Origin of the sequence: Vibrio sp. A1-1 (assembly GCF_021728175.1) — a bacterium.
GTDB lineage: Bacteria > Pseudomonadota > Gammaproteobacteria > Enterobacterales > Vibrionaceae > Vibrio > Vibrio diabolicus.
This window is the reverse complement of record NZ_JAKKCL010000006.1, coordinates 185,477-204,098: the sequence shown is the minus strand read 5'-3', so window position 1 is coordinate 204,098 and position 18,622 is coordinate 185,477. Positions and strand designations below refer to the sequence as shown.

Below are 18,622 nucleotides of genomic sequence, written 5' to 3'. Positions count from 1 at the left end.
CTTTTATTTTTCTTTAGCGACAGTGATGGCTTTTAATAAATCGCCATTAATATTCGGAATTGTGTCAGCCAAAAATATCTGATTACCAGGTGTAAAAGTGAGTAAAACGTTTTTTAGGCGTTGACTGTTTTCACTGGTTTTATTTTGAACATCAAACTCAATTAATTTGTTGTACACTTCATTTGCCAGTTTTTCTTCTTGTTCTTCGGTAATCGCAATGCGTCCAACACAAATTGGAGGTCGAATATCGTGGCTAAACACTTCTTCACGAAAGCGCTGTGCAAATAGCGTGTCTAAATTTGAACCTTCTTCAAAAATAAAGCGGCCTGTATCTTTAAATTGATAGTGTTTATCCCCTTTCAGTTCAATGTAATCCATCATTTCTAGTGCACGTAAATAGAGCGCAACGGAAGTATCACTCAGCTGGTATCTCCGAGCGATCTCTTCTAAAGACCACTCAGGTCGACGCAAAAGATAAAGAAAATCAAATAAGTGAGGATATTGATGAAAAATCTCACTGTTGGTGTCGGTGATAAACTGTTCACTCTCTTGCTGCAGCTGCTTACCTCGCATGGATAACTCAACCAAATCCGTATCAAGGTGCGTGGCGTACAACAAGATTTTATCTAAACCAAGAGACGTATTGTGAAGCTGCCTTTTTATAGTAGAAAGCGGGATTCCAAGTCCAATAGAAAGCTCGGAATATCCAATGCCTTTTTCTTTTATTTTTTCTCGTAAAGCAGCAAGTAAATACGTTGCAGAATTATTCATCTAACAATGCCTGTATTTTATTTATTCAGCATCCATGATGATAAATTTAAGAGAGTCCTACTCTTGTGATTTTGGTCTCAATATTCTATCTTGTTGGCGTAAAACATATCTTATCCATTAAAATTTTTTACTTTTCTTTAACTGGACGCATTTTACCCACCCTGAACAAGTTATGGCCATTGCACTATGGGCTTATCAAGATAATAGTCAGTATAATTGTTTTGAAGAGTAAAATTAAGATGGCAAAGATTTTTACTAAAACTTTTCTGATAAGAGCGCAAATTTTCAGATGAAAAGTATCAAAAAATGACACCAATCGATTTATAAAAGCGTGAGATCACAATTGGAAAGTGAACCTATGGAAATTTTGAATTTCAATGACCAGTAAAAACCTTGTTATATTCTGAAAATAACAAGGTTAATTTATAAAATAATTATTGAAGTAAGATCATGTTATTAAGTCAAAATTATATCTGGCTCACATATTTCTTTTTCTCGCCACCATTGTTTATTTATATGTTCTTGATGAACGTAAAAACTCTCCCCCGGCATTGGCGTCAGCAGCGTTATATGTTCTTTTTGACAATGGGCAAGCAAATCTAAAATCGGTTCGTCCCAGCGGTGAGTAAACAGTTCGTATGTAGCCCAATGTACTGGCAACAGTTTTTTCGCATTTAAATCGCGAAACGCTTGCACGGTATGATGAGCCTGCATGTGCCCCCAGTTTTCGACCGGATAACCTTGGCCTTTTACATCGGCAGCCACTTCCAAACAGGCAATGTCGATTGGTCCACATCGCTGTGCTATCTCGGAAAAGTGCGAATCGTAAGCTGAATCGCCACTAAAATAGAGCGTCTCTTCTTTGCCTTTGATGACCCAAGAAGCCCACAAGGTCGAGTTTTTATCGAAATAAGTACGACCCGAATTATGGTTAGCGGGCGTACAAATCAGTTCGATTCCAGCATAGTGCACGCTATCCCACCAATCGAATTCCACGATGTTGTCTGCGCAAACGCCCCACTTTATCAGATGCTTGCCAACCCCTAAGGGCACATAAAACGTCACGGGCTTATCGGCGTAGAAACGTATGGTCGATGCTTCTAAATGGTCGTAATGATCGTGCGAAATCACGATAATTTCAGGAATCGGCAAACAATCTCTGGCGTGAGTATTGGGAATATTGCGTTCAAACCACGCTTTTGCGATGAACGGAGAAGCGTAATCAAATACCGGATCGGTCAGAATTCGAATGCCATCGACCTCCACCAGCATAGTGGAATGGCCCAGCCAAGCAAGGCGCATCGATTCACTTCGCTGCGCAAACTGCGTAGGTTGAATTGGGGAATGTGGCAGATGTTCGTTAGGACTCAACGGCGTTCTACCACCAAGATAACTCCAACACACCTGCCAGAATGATTGCGGACTAGGCACATTTGGCATCTCGTTTTTAACGCGGCCGTTTTCAAATTGAGGCGAGTGGTGAACACGGTGCGCCAACTGCGCATGGTAGGTTTGAGGGGAAATCAGTGAACTTGGCTTTTGTGTCTTTTGTTCACTCGTTAGGTATGTGCGCTTAAGTATCGTTTCAGACATATCGTAGTTTTGTCTCGCTTGCGAACGCTCAACAGTAGGTTTATTAAAACGTGCGTGTATGTCTATTTCGTGACCAAAATGAGGTGTAAGATGAAGATTCAGTTTCAATCAAACGTCTTCTATTTAAGGATACGGTTCTCAAACCTTCTGAATACTGCGTCGGTTTGAAAGGAGAAAACTATGGTGACTTGCAGCCAATACGATTTTATTGAAATCGCCTGTATGTTTAAGCTCCCGATCGAGATCACACTAAAAAATGGTGAAACTCATCAGGGCAACGCGTTCGACACAGGCTACGACATGCAGCGACAAGAGTGCTTGTTTTTAGATATGGATGGTGAGCACATCGCCTTCCCGACTGAACAATTAGTTGCAATGCGCGCGCTCAAAGCCAATCCGCATTTTGATGAAGTGACGTTTGAGTAAACGTCCTTCTTTCACTGACACCGTCCAATAAAAAACGCCTCTCAAGCTGACACAACTTGAGAGGCGTTCTCTGACACAGTTCACCTGAACTTGTTGTTATTCACGCGACCGGATGAAAACCAGCATCGGCATCATGATCACGAACATCACTCCCACAAGCTGGAAGGTGTGCACAAACGCGACCATTTGCGATTGCTGCTGCAACATCTGTTGGTATTGCTCTAACGCAACCGGATCGGTAATGGAAAGCCCCTGATTGGCCGCCCAGTCATGCAAGTTAGGATTATAAGGATTAATACCCTCTCCCAGCGCATGCCATTGTTGCTGACTGTCACGATATTGGAACGTGGTGGCGATAGAGATACCAAACGAACTACCAATGGTACGGAACAGATTGTAAATACTTGCCGCCGCGACAGATTGCTCTTTCGGAATCGTTAAATACGCCAAGGTGGACAGCGTCGAGAAAGTTAAACCAAGCCCCATCCCCTGAATCATACTCGGCATCACAATCCAAAATGTATCGATCTGCAGTGAGTATTGCGTCATCAAATAACTACCAATCCCGATGCAGCTCAAACCAAAGACTATTTTGATTCTGGGATCGAATTGCGGATTGAGTTTAATCACCAAAATTAACATCGCCGCTGACGCCAATCCACGCGGTGCCATTAATAAGCCAGTGGTTGAGACCGGATAATTCAGCAAGCTTTCCAACAACATCGGTTGTTGAGTCGTCAGGCCAAACATCGCCATCGACACCACTGCAATCATCAGCGACGAGACCATAAGATTTCGGTCTTTAAGCAGCCATAATGGCGCTATTGGGCTTTTGGTTTTCCAACTGCGATAGATCCACATCACCAATCCCATGACCGCGAGCAATATCGCCGTCTGAATCATGCGTGAGTTGAGCCAGTCTTCTTCGTTCCCTTTATCCAACACAAACTGCAACGCGCCCACACCTAACGCCATGTAACCGATGATCCACCAGTCAAAGTTAGGTTTGGATTTGTTGTCGATATGGATATAGCGATAAATCAAAGAGGTACAGATCAAACCGAATGGCAAGTTGATGTAAAATATCCAGCGCCAGTTAATGTTGTCGGTGATCACGCCACCCACAACTGGGCCCAAAATAGGACCAAGCAAAATGCCGATGGAGAAAATCGCCATCGCTTTGCCTTTTTGCTCATACGGATAAATCTGCACTAACGTCGACTGCGCCAATGGAATCACCGACGCGCCGAAAGCGCCTTGGATAATGCGAAATAGCACCATCTCTTCAAGAGACTGTGCTTGCCCACAAAGCGCACTGGCAATCACAAAACCGACCACGGCAACCAGCATGACTTTGCGTTCACCAAAGCGCGACACCCAGAAACTGGTCATCGGAATGAAGATCGCTTCCGCCATGCTGTAACCCGTCAGCACCCAAGTAATTTGGTCTGCCGTTGCGCCCAATGCGCCCATCATGTGCGATAGCGACACGTTCGCAACGGTCATATCGATTAACACCATGATGGCAGAAAGCATCACGGCGACGGTGGCAATCCCCCGTTTGTCTGCCGTAATTTGATGACTCATTGCACGCTACTTTGCAAATCAATGGTGACTTCTGAGCTCGCACCCACGCGAAGTTGCGGCGCATCGGCCGGTACTTCTAATGCCAAACGTACAGGGAAACGCTGTTTGATTTTAACCCAGTTACCCGTTGCGTTTTCTGGTGGCATCAAGGAGAACGATGTACCACTCGCAGGCGACAGCTGTTCTACCGTTGCTTTCCACACCACGTCTGGGTACATATCAATCACCACATCCGCATGCATGCCAGCTTTAATATGAGTAAGATCGGTTTCTTTAAAGTTCGCGCGTACCCAATAGCTGCCTTTTAAAATCACAGGGAACAGCGTTTGACCCACGCTAACGACCGAGCCCACGTGCGTATTGATTTCTCCGGCAATGCCATCCACTGGTGACGTAATGTCGGTGTAACTCAAGTTCAGCTCCGCTTGCGCTAACTGCGCTGCCGCTTGTTGAACGACCGCAGCCTCTACGCCTTCTTCACCACGGTTCGCAATGGCTTTTTCTACCGTCGCACGCGCTTGCTCTAGGCTCGCTTGGGCATTAGCAAGTTTGTTTTTCGCCGTATCTAAATCTTGGTCCGACGCCAGTTTGCGTTTCACTAGAGAATCCGTACGTTTGTACTCTACTTGCGCTTCTGTCAGGTTAGAGCGCGCCGCATCTAAGCCCGCAACGGCTTCAGTTACCTGCTTATCGGCAACGTCATGTTGCTGGACCGCCAATTGGTATGCTGCTTTTGCTTGCTTCACTGCCAACAAATATGGGCGTGAATCTATCTTCAGCAGTAGGTCACCTTTATTAACAGATTGGAAATCTTTGGCATCCACAGAAACCACTTGGCCTTTTACCTGAGGCGCTACCGACAAAATTTTTGCCCTAACGTAGGCATCTTCCGTGCTTGGATGACTGTCAGAATACTGCCAAGACCAATACATCGCACTAAATGCAATAACACAGAGAGTGAAGAAAAGAGTTTTTACCAGCTTAGATCTGGCGGAAGAATGCTTCGCGATGTCGTCGCTCATTTATATTGTCCACTTGTTCAATTATGTGATCAGTGTAGGACTTTTCGATCTTCGGACAATAAAATGATCTGCAAGGTAAAGATCCAATTTTGCATGTTGCTAAGTTGAGTAAATGATGTGCAATCAAAACGAGGATAAAAAAGAGGGGCAGTCCCCGTAACCGCCCCCAAAATCATGCCAATAATAGTAATATGCGTGTAACTACTGGTTTTTCTTAGAACTTGTAACCGCCGCTGATCATAAATACCCAAGGGTTAATTTTGACGTCGGTTTTTTGCTTCGCTCCACCTGCTTTGTAAGTTGCTTCTGTTTCAATGTTTGCGTACCACGCAGCAGCGTTGAGGAACCATTGATCGTTGATCATGTAGTCCACACCAATATTCGCTGCTAGACCGAATGAATCATCTAATTTCAAATCTGATAAGCCATTGTCTTTACCCGTGCTATTGAAACCCTCATCAAAGAACATGGTGTAGTTGAGACCTGCACCAACGTATGGACGGAACTTACTTTGTGGCTCGCCAAAGTAGTACTGCACCATTAGCGTTGGTGGTAAATGTTTGGTTTTCGCGATATCACTACCAACCAAATCTGTCGAAATATCGTGGCTGAATGGTGTTGCTGCTAGAAGCTCTAGGCTGATGTTATCTGTGAACATGTAGCCAAACGTCAAACCAAGCTGCGTATTTGAGTCAACTTCTAACTCTTCTTGAGAACTAAGAATCTTATCGCTGCTGTCATTAGGAACGACAGACGCCGCACCAACACGAAGAACGAAGTCACCTTGTTTATGAGCGAAAACACTTGGTGACACGAGTGCAGCAACCACTGCTAGACTGCAGATTGTTTTTTTCATTTTTTATTTCCTTTTATAGGGCTTCGTTATGTCGTACCCAAAGGTGTGCCTGCTGACTGGCCTTAGATTTCAAGTAAACTCATCGCCTTGAAGCACACGGGCATCTATATTTTTTTGAGCTGCGCGCAATCTAGCACATAGAAACCCTACTATTTTGATGGAAATCAATTTGTGAAAAATATAGGTTTTTTGTATAGAGAAACGCCATAGCGATCAACAAATTATGCAAATCGGATACAATTCTGTAATGCAAACTGTGCGTGTGAGAAGCCATGCCTACTCAAAAACACGAATCCTCTCGCTAGGGCTCGTAGCCAGCAAAAACTTTTTTCTTCCTCTACGTCTTCTATTTTCAAAAAACAACCCACTTAAAACGCTCGTTTGACCCCTTAAAATTGCGATTTGAGGGGTTTGTAAAACACTGAAATACAAGAAGTTATTTTTCTGGAAAATCAGTCACTTGGAGTGCTAGTCTGCTCGCAGCTAAGGAGAAGACATGTTAAAAACCGATCTCATTTTTGAACGAGAAAACTTTTCTCACCACGATTTTCAGAATGCCACCTTTAAAAACTGCCACTTTTATATGTGCAGTTTCGACCATGCCGATCTGCGCGATGCTAAGTTCATCGACTGTCGCTTTATCGAATCCAAAGCGCTAGAAGGGTGTAGTTTTCGCTTCGCGAACTTAAAAGATGCCAGCTTCACGAACTGTATGTTGGCGATGAGCCTGTTTAACGGCGCAAATTGTATGGGCTTGGAGCTGCGTAAGTGCGATCTCAAAGGGGCAAACTTCCAAGGTGCGAACTTTGCTAATCGCGTCAGTAACACCATGTTTTTCTGTTCTGCTTTTATTACTGGCTGCAACCTCACCTACTGTAACTTCGAGCGAGTGTTACTAGAAAAATGTGACCTCTTTGAAAACCGTTGGAACGGAGCGAACCTCGCGGGGGCAACTCTTAAAGGCTCGGATTTATCTCGCTGCGAATTCTCGCCAGAACAATGGGGAACCTTTAACGTTGAGCAATGTGATCTGACTCATGTCGAACTAGACGGGCTGGATGTTCGCCGCGTTTCTCTATTTGGTGTTAAAATTTGTGATTGGCAACAAGAGCAATTGCTTGCGCCTTTTGGACTGATCATTATCTAAGGAAAGGCCATGAACCTGTTTAAAGACTTACCGAATAACCTCGACGAGGAAGTGTTCGAAGACCTGCTGACCCACAAAAACCTGCGTATAGAACGCATTGTCTCAACAGGGCAAACCTCGCCCAAAAGTGGCTGGTACGATCAAGAAGAACATGAATGGGTATTGGTTCTTAAAGGAACTGGAGAGCTGACTTTTGAATCAGGTGTAGTGAAACGACTTGAGGCAGGCGATCACGTTACGATTCCAGCTCATACCAAACACAAAGTGAGCTGGACTGACCCAACGCAAGAAACCATTTGGTTGGCAGTGTTTTATCAATAAACACAAAACGATCTTAAATCGAAAAATAGGCGCTGAATTTGCTCGATACTACCAAGCCGTCACTGGCACTGTTTGATTTTGATGGCACCATTACCCGAGAGGATATGTTTAGCCTTTTCCTCCACTATTCTGCTTATGGCCTGCGCAAGCGAGTAGGAAAGGTCGCTATCATGCCATTTTATGCGCTGTACAAACTCGGAGTGTTACCCGCTCGTTTTATGCGTCCGCTCAGCAGTTTTATTGCATTTTCAGGGAAAGAAACGCAGCAAATTGAAGCGATTGGCGCTCAGTTTGCCCATGAAGTGATCCCGCTGTACTTACGGCCAGAAGCGATGGAAAGGTTGGCGTGGCATCAACACAGAGGCGATACCATTGTAGTGGTGTCGGCATCACTCAATGCGTATCTCAAGCCTTGGTGTGAAGCGAACGGTTACCACTTGCTGTGCAGTGAACTGATCTCAGAGCAGCCAAAACTGAGTGGCTTTTACCAGCAAGGTGATTGCAGTTTAGAAAGAAAAGTCTCGCGCGTTAAGGCGGCGTTTTCGCTCGACGAGTTTGAGTCTATTTATGCCTACGGTGATACACACGAAGACATTCCGATGCTCAAACTGGCAGACTACGCGATGCTCAACTGGATCGAGTGGAGAGCAAGCGAATAACGATATGTGCTCTGATTTTCAAGACAACCACTCCGCCAAAGTGGTCGTTTTAGACTGAAAAAGCAAACCCTTCTCACATGAGAAGGGTTTTATTGATCAGGGCCCGAATAAATGGCTTAACGCCATACACCCCATTGACCCGTTGTGCCTGGTTCCTCACCAGATGTCCACCACTGAGCGGTCCATTCTTTACCGTTGTGCGTCACCACATCACCTTGGTCGTAAACGGCCGTCTTGTCCCATAAGTTGGTTGGTTCAACTGGTGGCGGTACATCCGCTTTGATCAGTGACAACGCATAACTGAAGTCTGCGCTTGGCGCTAATACTTGGTTCGCATTTACGTTCTTACTATCGAACATGTAGTGGTTCATCTCTTGATGCCAAATGCCCACATACCAATCGCCCGTTTGCTGCGCGTTAAATTGATCCGCAATTTCTGCCGCCCAAGTCGTCGTATTGTTTGCGCTGATTGGTAGTGAAATATCAACAATTTCATTGCCTGTCGCATTAAACGTACGGAAACGGATGGTGTCACCCGCTTCTACTGGTCCAAAACCTTGCTGAACAAAGTAGCCCAGAGATGTCAGATTATTACCCGGTTCGGTTGGATCAACGGGGTCAGTCGGCGGCGTAGTACCTGTTCCGTTTAACGTAATGTCACTACAGTTGTAGAAACCTTCACCAGCGACATCAATGCGCTGCCAACGAGTATAAAGCACCGCATCGCCCGAGCGATCGGCAGGGAAAGTGACTTGAATACGGTAGCGTTTTTCCGCATCAACATACACGTCACCTGCGGTGTCAATCAGCTCTAAATCCCCCCAAGTAAGAGGTTTTGAATCATCATAAGTCGGCTTGGTGAGATAGAATTCCCAGTACGATGGGTTGTGCGGCGCCTTGCCGTAAAACACCAATTCAATCTGGTTATTTGCATCTGGCGTAACATTGGTGCGCTGCCAGTTTGGAGAAGGAATGTTCAAACCTTTTTTAGCCGCGTCTCCAGCAGAACACAGTTCGCCATCACGGACTACGGCTTTAACATGCTCCATATCTCGGTAATTTGGTACGTTTGCTGCAATTTCGCTGCGTTGCACAAACGGGTACGCGCCAGATTCTTCAAAAGCCGCTTTACACGCTTGGTTAGGGATCTCGTTGGTCCAAAAACCACCGTCTAAATAACACGTATTTTGACGAGCACTTGGAAACTCTACCCAGCCATGGGCGTTGACGTTAAATGAGCTCAATGCGGCAACAGCGCTTAAGCTCAAAAGAGGAAGTGTTACATGTGATTTCATCGTTCATCCTTAATTTTGCTGACTCGCCGCTCTGAAACACAAGCGGTTTAAGCAAAACTAGCAGGATGGGATTATTTAGAAGGTGAGAATAAATATGGAAATTGTAAGAGTGCTATCTGCTTTCCAGCATTTGTTGTGAACCATTCTCATACTCGACTGACTCTTTCGAGTCACTTCAAATTCGTGTGCCACAAAAACTGTCACTCTCGTTTGGCTAGCGCTCGTCTTTTGGTGTGTCCATCACCACCATGGTTGTGATCGACTTGACGTGTTCGCACTCACCCAACACATCAGCGTGAAACGCTTTATAAGCGGCGAGATCTTGCGTTTCCATACGCAGCAAATACTCGTTCGCACCAGTGATGTTGTGACATTCCACCACCTCGTTTACAAAACGCACATGCTCTTCGAAACCCAGCTGCGCCTGCTTAGAGTGCGAGGCCAAACCAATCGACACATAAGCGACAAAACCCACGCCAAGTTGCTGATTATCCAGTACCGCTCGGTAGCCTTTGATCACGCCTTTACGCTCTAAATCTTGCACTCGGCGTAAGGTTGCAGACGGAGATAAACCAACGCGTTCCGACAGCTCCACATTGGAGATTCTTCCGTCTCGTTTGAGCGCTTGCAATATTCTTTCGTCAAATCTATCCATGATGATGTTTCATTGCTTATTTAGTTTCTAATCATCAAATAAAAGCACAATATTGACCTCAGTTCTACTTATAGTTGTTCTCAACTTATCGAGAACTGATTCAAGGAACAATCTATGGAATATCATCAACTGGGCGCTTTGGCGTTGTTCGCTTTTGTCTCCACTTTTACGCCGGGTCCCAATAACATTATGTTGATGACCTCAGGGGCAAATGTCGGCTTTAAACGCACTATCCCACACATGTTGGGCATTACCTTCGGCTTTGGTGCCATGTTAATTTTGGTGGGCATTGGCTTGATGAGCCTGTTCCATGCCTACCCGCTCACCCACTCCATTTTGAAAGTATTGAGCTTGAGTTATTTGCTGTACTTGACGTACAAAATCGCCACCAGCGACAAAACCGAAGCAAAACACGATTTTCGCCCGATGTCTTTTTTAGGGGCTGTCGCATTCCAGTGGGTGAACCCAAAAGGTTGGTCGATGGCGTTGACGGCGATTACGGTATACACCAGCGGCGGTTCTTGGCTTGAACTGACTTTTATCGCCGGTATCTTCTGTTTAGCCAACTTGCCATCGGTGACATTTTGGACGGCGGCAGGCATGCAACTTCAACGCTGGTTGACCACATCTAGGCGTGTAAAAGGGTTTAACTATGGGATGGCAGCGCTTTTACTGCTGTCGACTATCCCAATGATATAGAAGACAAAATAGCCGTAAAACCGTGATCTAATACAAAGTTCAGGTAGATACTGAATCAATAATCACAATCTAACGCCACTTTTGGACAATGCCAGGGTCATAGTAGCGAAGCAATGCGCTATTTATTAAAAGCACACTAATCATAAGCCACAGCTATTTTTAATGTTCGTTGCTTGATCGCAGTAACTGCGATGAATCTATCACCCTGGCCAAAAGCTCATGAGCTTAAGGTCTTTTACACAAGGAGCGTTACACAATGCACACTCGCAAGCTTTTTCTTGCTGCCACTTTTGGATTATTATTGGCGGGTTGCAGTCAAACATCCACCACAACCAATGCTGAAGTCATTCCACCCGAGTATCCAGTGGATTATTTCTTTAAAAACAGCGAAGTTTCTAGCTATCAAATCTCTCCTGCTGGTGACTACATCTCAATGATGAAGCCATGGCAAGACCGTAAGAACGTCTTTGTTTATCCCACAGATAACCCCGATCAGATAAAACGCGTCACATCCGTAACAGGGCGCGACATTGCATACTACTACTGGGTTGGCGAAGACACCGTAATTTACTCTCGTGATACGGGAGGAGATGAGAACTTTTATCTCGTGACGGTTAATGTCAAAACAGGCGAAGAGAAAACCATAACACCGACATCCGGTGTTGTGGCATACGTTATCGACACACTAGACAATCAACCCGATGACATTTTGATTTCGAGTAACGAGCGTAACCCACAAGTCTTTGATGTTTATCGACATAATCTAAAAACAGGCGAAAATACTCTCGTTGCGCAAAACCCGGGCAATGTGCGCTCATGGGGTACCGATCACGATGGCAACATTCGTGTCATCACCACATCAGATGGTGTTAATACCTCCGTTTTATATCGCGATACGGTTGAAGATGAATTTAAGCCGCTAAAGAATCTCACTTTCAAAGAGAGCTTTAGCCCCATTTCATTCACGCCGGACAACAAAAACTTATATGTGGCATCACGAATTACGCGTGATAAATCAGCCATCGTTGAATACGATGTAAAAGCCAATAAAGAAATACGAGAAATCTTCTCTCACCCGGAAGTTGACGTGAATAGCGCTCACTACTCTGAAGCGCTTAATAAGCTGGTTTCAGTCTCTTACGTGACAGATAAAAACCACTATCACTTCTTAGATGATTCCTACCAACAAACCTTCGAACGCCTCTCAGAGAAACTGCCAAATGTAGAAATTTCTGTAACCAGTGCGACGCGAGATGAAAGTAAAATGATTGTCGTCACCTACAGCGATGTCGATCGACCAAATTACTACTTCTACGATCGTAAAGCAGATAAATTGGAGAAATTGGCAGAAAACGCTCCATGGCATAAGCCAGAACATATGGCGAAGATGACGCCTATCCAATACACCGCTCGCGATGGAGAAACCATTCATGGGTACCTAACGCTGCCGAAGGGTCGAGAAGCCAAAGATCTGCCTTTGCTTGTGCTCCCACACGGTGGTCCATGGGCTCGTGATCACTGGGGATTTCAGCCTGAGGTACAATTATTCGCTAATCGTGGTATCGCCGTGCTGCAAATGAACTTCAGGGGCTCAACTGGTTATGGTCGCGAGTTTTGGGAGAAGTCGTTCAAGCAATGGGGACAATCCATGCAGGATGACATTACCGACGGTGTCAAATGGGCTACCGAACAAGGTTACGCACAAGATGGCAACGTATGTATTTATGGTGCCTCTTATGGCGGCTACGCAACTCTGGCGGGGGTGACATTCACTCCGGATTTATATAAGTGCGGAATCGACTACGTTGGCGTATCTAACTTATTTACCTTTATGGACTCCATTCCACCTTATTGGGCACCATTCCTTGCAATGTTACACGAGCAAGTAGGCAATCCGAATGATCCTGAAGACGCGAAAATGATGAAAGCCTACTCACCAGTGTTCCATGTCGACCAAATTAAGGCACCTTTATTGGTCCTACAAGGTGCACAAGATCCACGCGTGGTGAAGAGCGAGTCAGACCAAATCGTTGATGCACTGCGCGAACGAGGCGTCGAGGTCGAATACATCGTGAAGGAAAATGAGGGGCACGGATTCCGCTCTTTGGAGAACCGTCTTGATGGTTACCAAGCGATGGATAGATTCCTAAAAACACATTTACTTGAGCAGACTCAGTAAGCCTTTACATCGTTAAGTTCGAAAGGGCATGTTGGCGTGCCCTTTCTTATTTTTTCTACGTATTTTGCTCGCCCCAGTCCCCAGTACCACTGCAATACTCCAATAATCCAGCTCAATTCACAGTGTAAATTTATATAAAGACACTACCCTCTTATGAGAGATCTTGATAACCTTAAATGAGAAAGAGAATAATTATCGAGTAGAGTCAAAGATGAAGAAGAAGCCTCAACCTAAAACGATTGTTGTCACAGATACAGAGACAATTACCCCAAATATGCAGCGTATTACTTTGCAAGGTGAAGCGCTAAGCCAGTTTCCACGCGACTGCGAAGGTAGCTACATCAAGCTATTGTTCAATGAGATGGGCGGTACCGATTTGAACACGCTAAGCGACGATGACCGACCATTAATGCGAACCTATACTATTCGTCGTTTCCATCCGGAAACACACACCATCGAAGTCGATTTTGTCCGCCACACCACACAAGATTTACAGTGTGGCTTTGCCGCGCGTTGGGCGATGGCCGCACAAAAAGGCGATACGATTAATATCGTAGGTCCAGGCAGTATCTCTAATTTGAATACCGAGGCTGACTGGTTCTTTATGGCCGCCGATATGACAGCACTTCCTGCTCTTTCAGCGAAAATTCGTACGCTACCAGAAGAGGCAAAAGGCTACGCCGTGATCAGTGTGATGTCTGCGGCAGACATCCAGCCTCTGCACGCACCAGCTGGTATAGAGCTAATTTGGCTTACAGAAGGTCAAACCCTAGCAGAAGCGGTACGCGAACAAAAATGGCTAGATGGGGACGCTTCGATATGGTGTGCGTGTGAGTTCGATTCAATGCGTGCGCTGCGCCAATACTTCCGCAACGAGAAAGAAGTTGATCGTGAAAATATCTACATCAGCAGCTATTGGAAACAAGGCGTGTCGGAAGACGGGCACAAAGTGATTAAACGTGAAGACGCGGAATCCAATCAATAGTGGTTCATGTCTTTTCGATTCCAGCTCTCATCCCAATAAAAACGCCCGGCACCACCGGGCGTTTTAGCAACATACTTTGTAATGAGGCACTTTAAACCGCTAATCAACAAGCTCTTGCGCCAAAAAGTCGATCAATAACCGCACTTTTGGCGACAAATTGCGACTTTGCGGATACAGCGCCCAAATGCCTTCGCGATCGTCGCGGTAATCGGTCAGCACCTCGACCAACTCACCACTGTCTAACGCCTCTTGCACGTAGTAGTCCGGCAATTGCACCAAACCCAGACCGCGTTTCGCTGCGTCCACCAAAGCAAAACCGCTGTTGCATTTAATCCGTCCCGACACGCGTAAAGATTTATCGCGTTTATTTTCCTTAAAGTGCCAATAGTCGACAGAGCCAACTAAGCACTGATGCCGTCCCAATTCCGACAACGTATGTGGCTCACCAAAACGCTCCAAATACATCGGACTGGCACACACATAGTTTTGGCGCGACGAAAGACGTTTAGCAATCATGCTGGAATCTTGCAAGCGGCCAAGACGAATCGCCACGTCCACACCTTGCTCAATCAAATCCAGCTTTTGGTTGGTCAGCACTAAATCAAGATCCACACGCGGGTACTTTTCCAAAAACTGATGCAAAAGCGGCGCGAGATTCATTTCCCCATACGTCACAGGAGCCGTCACGCGCAGTAAACCGCGCGGTTCGGTCTGCATTTGCGTTACGGCAAGCTCGGCCAGTTCTAACCCTTCCACCAAATGTTTACACTGCTGGTAATAGAGTTGTCCGGCTTCAGACAGGGAGACTTTTCGCGTCGTGCGATGCAGCAATTTCACCGCAAGTCGTTCTTCAAGTGCTGATACCCGACGACTGATTTGTGCCACCGATGTTTTCAGCTTAGCTGCTGCTCCGGTAAAACTGTTGGTTTCTGCCACAGCAACAAATTCGCTGACCCCTTCCCAATTCGCCATGCTGTATTCCTGTCGACCTCTTTTAGACAAATAGTGATGAAAATGTTCTCGTCGCGCTACGCTTTGAAAACGGGAGAATTTTACGCATCAGGCAACGGACGAAGATCGCCGTACTGCGCATCAAGCTCAATGCCGAAGTATTCTTTCAATGCATCCAAATAGGCTTGGCCCGGCTCTAACTCCAATTCTGTCTGCTCACCTTGGCTGGTGTATTTGAGTGTGTAGTTAAGCAATGTCACCAACCCACTTTCTGTTGCTTTCGCCGCGACTCTTGCACTGGTAAAACGCGAGTGAGGAGAAGTGGAGGTAAAAAAGTTGCCACACGCGATATCACCCGCAAATACAAACTCTAAATCGAAGCTATAAAGGTTGTTCCACGTGTCCGTTCCGTCCGTTGACAACTCTTGAAGGAAGTAACCAAACTGAGCATCTTCGACAAAGCGGAAGGTTTGTAAATCCGTCTGAATCACTTGGTTGAGGATAAACGGCAATGGCGCGCGCGGCGTATTGGAGCCAAAGCCTACATCGACAATCCATGCTTGTTCATCCAGCGTTACCAACGTGATTTGATGACTACGGCCCGTTGGTGTGCCCGACACATGCACACGTCCTAGTAAACTGCGTGCTTCAAATCCGAGAGTATTGAGTACCTCAAGCATTAAGCCATTCAATTCAAAGCAGTAACCACCGCGAGAGTGATACACCGTTTTTTGAATGATGTCTTCAATCTCAACAGAGATGCCGCGCTGCAACGCAATATCAAAGTTCTCAAACGGCAGGCAACGGTGCTGCGCCACGTGTACTTTATGTAATGTTTCTAAATCGGCAGGTAGCTCTCTTGGCAAACCGAGCTTGATTAAATAGGCATTCAGATCCGTCTTGTTCATAATCACTCTTACTTCGCTGATGGGTTGATTGCGTTCTACTCTAGCCCCTCTACCTAACTTCAGGTCAACTGCCTTTTCCGCTTTCCCTTCCTCTTTGAGGAGGCATCACACTCTTATAATCTGCTTACCTTACCATTATTACGTATATGTAAAAATCATTTTCAAAATGGACGGATTATCATTTTTATTGAAACACCTAGAATAGATACCAACAAAACGACGCAGCGCAGTAAGCAAACCTTAACTACGCTTATTACGTCACTCCATATACTGAGAATATAAAGGAAAATCCAATGACTGTTGAAATCAAACCTGGTCAAACTCACATCAAATCCAAGGCAATGGTTGCGTGGGCCGCTGGCGAACCACTGAAAATGGAAGAAGTGGATGTACAGCTTCCTAAAGCGGGTGAAGTGCTAGTGCGCATCGTCGCGACAGGTGTTTGTCATACTGATGCGTTCACTCTGTCAGGCGACGATCCAGAAGGCATCTTCCCTTCTATTCTTGGTCACGAAGGTGGCGGCATTGTTGAAATGGTTGGCGAAGGCGTTACCAGCGTTGAGGTTGGCGATCACGTGATTCCTCTTTACACCGCAGAATGTGGCGAGTGTAAGTTCTGTAAATCAGGCAAAACCAACCTTTGTCAGGCCGTGCGTGAAACACAAGGTAAAGGTCTGATGCCCGATGGTACAAGTCGTTTTTCTATCAACGGTGAAACCATCTTCCACTACATGGGTTGTTCTACTTTCTCTGAGTACACGGTACTCCCTGAAATCTCGCTAGCGAAAGTAAACAAAGATGCACCACTTGAAGAAGTGTGTCTGTTAGGTTGTGGCGTAACAACCGGTATGGGCGCAGTTATGAATACGGCAAAAGTTGAAAAAGGCGACACGGTTGCGATATTCGGTCTGGGTGGTATCGGTCTTTCAGCGATCATCGGTGCACGCATGGTGGGTGCAAGCCGCATCATCGGTATCGATATCAACGAAAGCAAATTCGATCTTGCAAAACAGCTAGGCGCAACCGATGTGATTAACCCACAGAAATTCGACAAGCCTATCCAAGAAGTGATTGTTGAGATGACTGGCGGTGGTGTTGACTACTCATTCGAATGTATCGGTAACGTAAACGTGATGCGTCAAGCACTTGAATGTTGTCACAAAGGTTGGGGGGAATCGGTGATCATCGGTGTTGCGGGTGCAGGTCAAGAGATCTCAACTCGTCCATTCCAGCTAGTAACTGGTCGTGTATGGCGTGGCTCGGCTTTCGGAGGTGTTAAAGGCCGCTCTGAGCTTCCAGAAATCGTAAACCGTTACATGGCTGGTGAGTTTGGCTTGCAAGAGTTCATTACTCATACAATGGGATTGGCTGACGTAAACAAAGCATTTGATCTGATGCACGAAGGTAAGAGCATCCGTACTGTTATTCATATGGATCAATAATGCTGCCTCAGGCTCTCCTTTTGGGGAGCCTGAATTCATTCTGTTGTTAGAGAGTTTATTCATGACCATTGAAAATGTAAGCCAGGCCAAAGTGTTTGGCGGTTGGCACAAACAATATACACACGAATCCAAAGCCCTAAACTGCACGATGCGCTTTGCGATTTTCTTACCACCGAATGCCACTAAATCGAACCCCGTACCCGCTTTGTACTGGTTGTCGGGCTTAACCTGCACCGATGAAAACTTTATGCAAAAAGCGGGCGCATTTCGTATGGCGGCCGAGCTTGGCATTGCAATCATTGCTCCGGACACGAGTCCAAGAGGCGAAGGTATCGCTGACGATGAAAACTATGACCTGGGTAAAGGAGCTGGCTTTTACCTTAATGCGACTCAAGCACCTTGGTCACTGCATTACTTCATGTACGATTACGTGACTAAAGAGTTACCAGAGATCATTGAAAGCAATTTCCCTGTCTCAGAAGTAAAATCGATTTCTGGGCACAGCATGGGAGGTCACGGAGCATTAACCATTGGTCTGAAAAACGCAGAACAATATCGCTCAATATCGGCGTTTAGCCCTATCTGTAACCCAGTCCAATGCCCTTGGGGACAAAAAGCCTTTACTGCTTACTTAGGCAAAGATATTGAGAGCTGGAAGCAATACGATGCAAGTGAGCTTCTCAAGCAAAAACAATCACCACTTCCTATTTTGGTTGATCAAGGTGATGCTGATGGCTTCCTTAACGAGCAACTTAGGCCAGAAGCACTGGTTGCTGCAGCAAAAGTGCATGATTCAAACCTGAACTTAAGAATGCAATCTGGTTACGACCATAGCTATTATTTCATCTCAAGCTTTATTGACGATCATCTCAACTTCCATGCGAAGTATTTGTTTGCCTAATTCATAGAAGTAACTTGATGAATTAAAAAATAAAGTCACCTACATAGGTGGCTTTGTTTTTGGTGCGTATTAACATACCAATCTTAAATAACATTGGAATAAAGATAGAGAACAATGTAAGGATGAAATCGGGTTTGCTTATACCTCAATCATTAACCCTTCTAATTCTCATTCACAATACAATTCATCGGTTGAAAATAGGATTAATTTCCATTAAAAATCTGC

18 protein-coding genes are annotated in these 18,622 nt (G+C 45.4%); 9 read left to right on the top strand and 9 right to left on the bottom strand.

Annotated elements, in window-relative coordinates:
- Positions 1-3: 3 nt before the first annotated feature.
- Both L3V30_RS11525 and L3V30_RS11520 read right to left on the bottom strand, forming a co-directional pair.
- Positions 4-771: a hypothetical protein gene (locus L3V30_RS11525; RefSeq protein WP_017447041.1), complete on the bottom strand. Its 768-nt coding sequence runs from the start codon at positions 769-771 to the stop codon at positions 4-6.
- Positions 772-1,227: 456 nt separating this feature from the next.
- Positions 1,228-2,364 (bottom strand): MBL fold metallo-hydrolase, encoded by a 1,137-nt coding sequence (locus L3V30_RS11520; RefSeq protein ID WP_237308961.1) that lies wholly within the window; start codon positions 2,362-2,364, stop codon positions 1,228-1,230.
- A gap of 180 nt (positions 2,365-2,544) precedes the next feature.
- On the opposite strand from L3V30_RS11520, the gene L3V30_RS11515 reads away from it, so the two are divergent.
- Positions 2,545-2,790 carry a Rho-binding antiterminator gene (locus L3V30_RS11515; RefSeq protein WP_020841653.1) on the top strand — a complete coding sequence of 82 codons (246 nt, stop codon included), beginning with the start codon at positions 2,545-2,547 and terminating at the stop codon, positions 2,788-2,790.
- A 96-nt stretch (positions 2,791-2,886) separates the two neighbouring features.
- On the opposite strand, the gene L3V30_RS11510 is transcribed toward L3V30_RS11515, so the two are convergent.
- The 3 genes from L3V30_RS11510 to ompW all read right to left on the bottom strand — a co-directional run bounded on the left by L3V30_RS11510 (position 2,887) and on the right by ompW (position 6,255).
- Positions 2,887-4,377, bottom strand: coding sequence for an MDR family MFS transporter (locus L3V30_RS11510; RefSeq protein WP_237308960.1), 1,491 nt, complete (start codon positions 4,375-4,377; stop codon positions 2,887-2,889).
- Positions 4,374-5,399 (bottom strand): HlyD family secretion protein, encoded by a 1,026-nt coding sequence (locus L3V30_RS11505; protein WP_237308959.1) that lies wholly within the window; start codon positions 5,397-5,399, stop codon positions 4,374-4,376. The genes L3V30_RS11510 and L3V30_RS11505 overlap by 4 nt, the downstream gene beginning before the upstream one ends.
- Before the next feature lie 214 nt (positions 5,400-5,613).
- Positions 5,614-6,255 (bottom strand): outer membrane protein OmpW, encoded by a 642-nt coding sequence (gene ompW, locus L3V30_RS11500; RefSeq protein ID WP_062730855.1) that lies wholly within the window; start codon positions 6,253-6,255, stop codon positions 5,614-5,616.
- 496 nt (positions 6,256-6,751) lie between these two features.
- Here ompW and L3V30_RS11495 point away from each other — a divergent pair, with 496 nt between their 5' ends.
- The 3 genes from L3V30_RS11495 to L3V30_RS11485 are packed head-to-tail and all read left to right on the top strand — an operon-like array spanning position 6,752 to position 8,382.
- Positions 6,752-7,402: a Qnr family pentapeptide repeat protein gene (locus L3V30_RS11495; protein WP_005391967.1), complete on the top strand. Its 651-nt coding sequence runs from the start codon at positions 6,752-6,754 to the stop codon at positions 7,400-7,402.
- 9 nt (positions 7,403-7,411) lie between these two features.
- A complete protein-coding gene (locus L3V30_RS11490) occupies positions 7,412-7,723 on the top strand; it encodes a cupin domain-containing protein (RefSeq protein WP_029865421.1) in 312 nt (103 codons plus the stop codon).
- 38 nt (positions 7,724-7,761) lie between these two features.
- Positions 7,762-8,382: an HAD-IB family hydrolase gene (locus L3V30_RS11485; protein WP_006740967.1), complete on the top strand. Its 621-nt coding sequence runs from the start codon at positions 7,762-7,764 to the stop codon at positions 8,380-8,382.
- Positions 8,383-8,498: 116 nt separating this feature from the next.
- On the opposite strand, the gene L3V30_RS11480 is transcribed toward L3V30_RS11485, so the two are convergent.
- Positions 8,499-9,677, bottom strand: a complete 1,179-nt coding sequence (locus tag L3V30_RS11480; RefSeq protein ID WP_237308958.1) for a lytic polysaccharide monooxygenase — start codon at positions 9,675-9,677, stop codon at positions 8,499-8,501.
- A gap of 214 nt (positions 9,678-9,891) precedes the next feature.
- A complete protein-coding gene (locus L3V30_RS11475; RefSeq protein ID WP_237308957.1) occupies positions 9,892-10,332 on the bottom strand; it encodes an Lrp/AsnC family transcriptional regulator in 441 nt (146 codons plus the stop codon).
- A gap of 114 nt (positions 10,333-10,446) precedes the next feature.
- On the opposite strand from L3V30_RS11475, the gene L3V30_RS11470 reads away from it, so the two are divergent.
- The 3 genes from L3V30_RS11470 (at position 10,447) to L3V30_RS11460 (ending at position 14,195) form a co-directional block, all read left to right on the top strand.
- Complete coding sequence (locus L3V30_RS11470) at positions 10,447-11,031, top strand: LysE family translocator (protein ID WP_025631375.1); 585 nt, start codon at positions 10,447-10,449, stop codon at positions 11,029-11,031.
- Between the two features lie 256 nt (positions 11,032-11,287).
- Positions 11,288-13,210 carry a S9 family peptidase gene (locus tag L3V30_RS11465; protein ID WP_006740963.1) on the top strand — a complete coding sequence of 641 codons (1,923 nt, stop codon included), beginning with the start codon at positions 11,288-11,290 and terminating at the stop codon, positions 13,208-13,210.
- 211 nt (positions 13,211-13,421) lie between these two features.
- A complete protein-coding gene (locus tag L3V30_RS11460) occupies positions 13,422-14,195 on the top strand; it encodes a siderophore-interacting protein (protein ID WP_237308956.1) in 774 nt (257 codons plus the stop codon).
- A 99-nt stretch (positions 14,196-14,294) separates the two neighbouring features.
- Here L3V30_RS11460 and L3V30_RS11455 read toward each other — a convergent pair whose 3' ends face one another.
- Both L3V30_RS11455 and L3V30_RS11450 read right to left on the bottom strand, forming a co-directional pair.
- On the bottom strand, positions 14,295-15,167 hold the full coding sequence (locus L3V30_RS11455; protein WP_005391982.1) for a LysR family transcriptional regulator: 873 nt from the start codon (positions 15,165-15,167) through the stop codon (positions 14,295-14,297).
- Positions 15,168-15,247: 80 nt separating this feature from the next.
- Positions 15,248-16,054 (bottom strand): arylamine N-acetyltransferase, encoded by an 807-nt coding sequence (locus L3V30_RS11450; protein ID WP_237308955.1) that lies wholly within the window; start codon positions 16,052-16,054, stop codon positions 15,248-15,250.
- Between the two features lie 293 nt (positions 16,055-16,347).
- Between L3V30_RS11450 and L3V30_RS11445 the strand changes: the two genes are divergently transcribed.
- Together L3V30_RS11445 and fghA are read left to right on the top strand one after the other, a co-directional pair.
- Positions 16,348-17,496, top strand: a complete 1,149-nt coding sequence (locus L3V30_RS11445) for an S-(hydroxymethyl)glutathione dehydrogenase/class III alcohol dehydrogenase (RefSeq protein WP_237308954.1) — start codon at positions 16,348-16,350, stop codon at positions 17,494-17,496.
- Between the two features lie 61 nt (positions 17,497-17,557).
- A complete protein-coding gene (gene fghA, locus L3V30_RS11440; protein ID WP_104972168.1) occupies positions 17,558-18,397 on the top strand; it encodes an S-formylglutathione hydrolase in 840 nt (279 codons plus the stop codon).
- Positions 18,398-18,622: the final 225 nt, after the last annotated feature.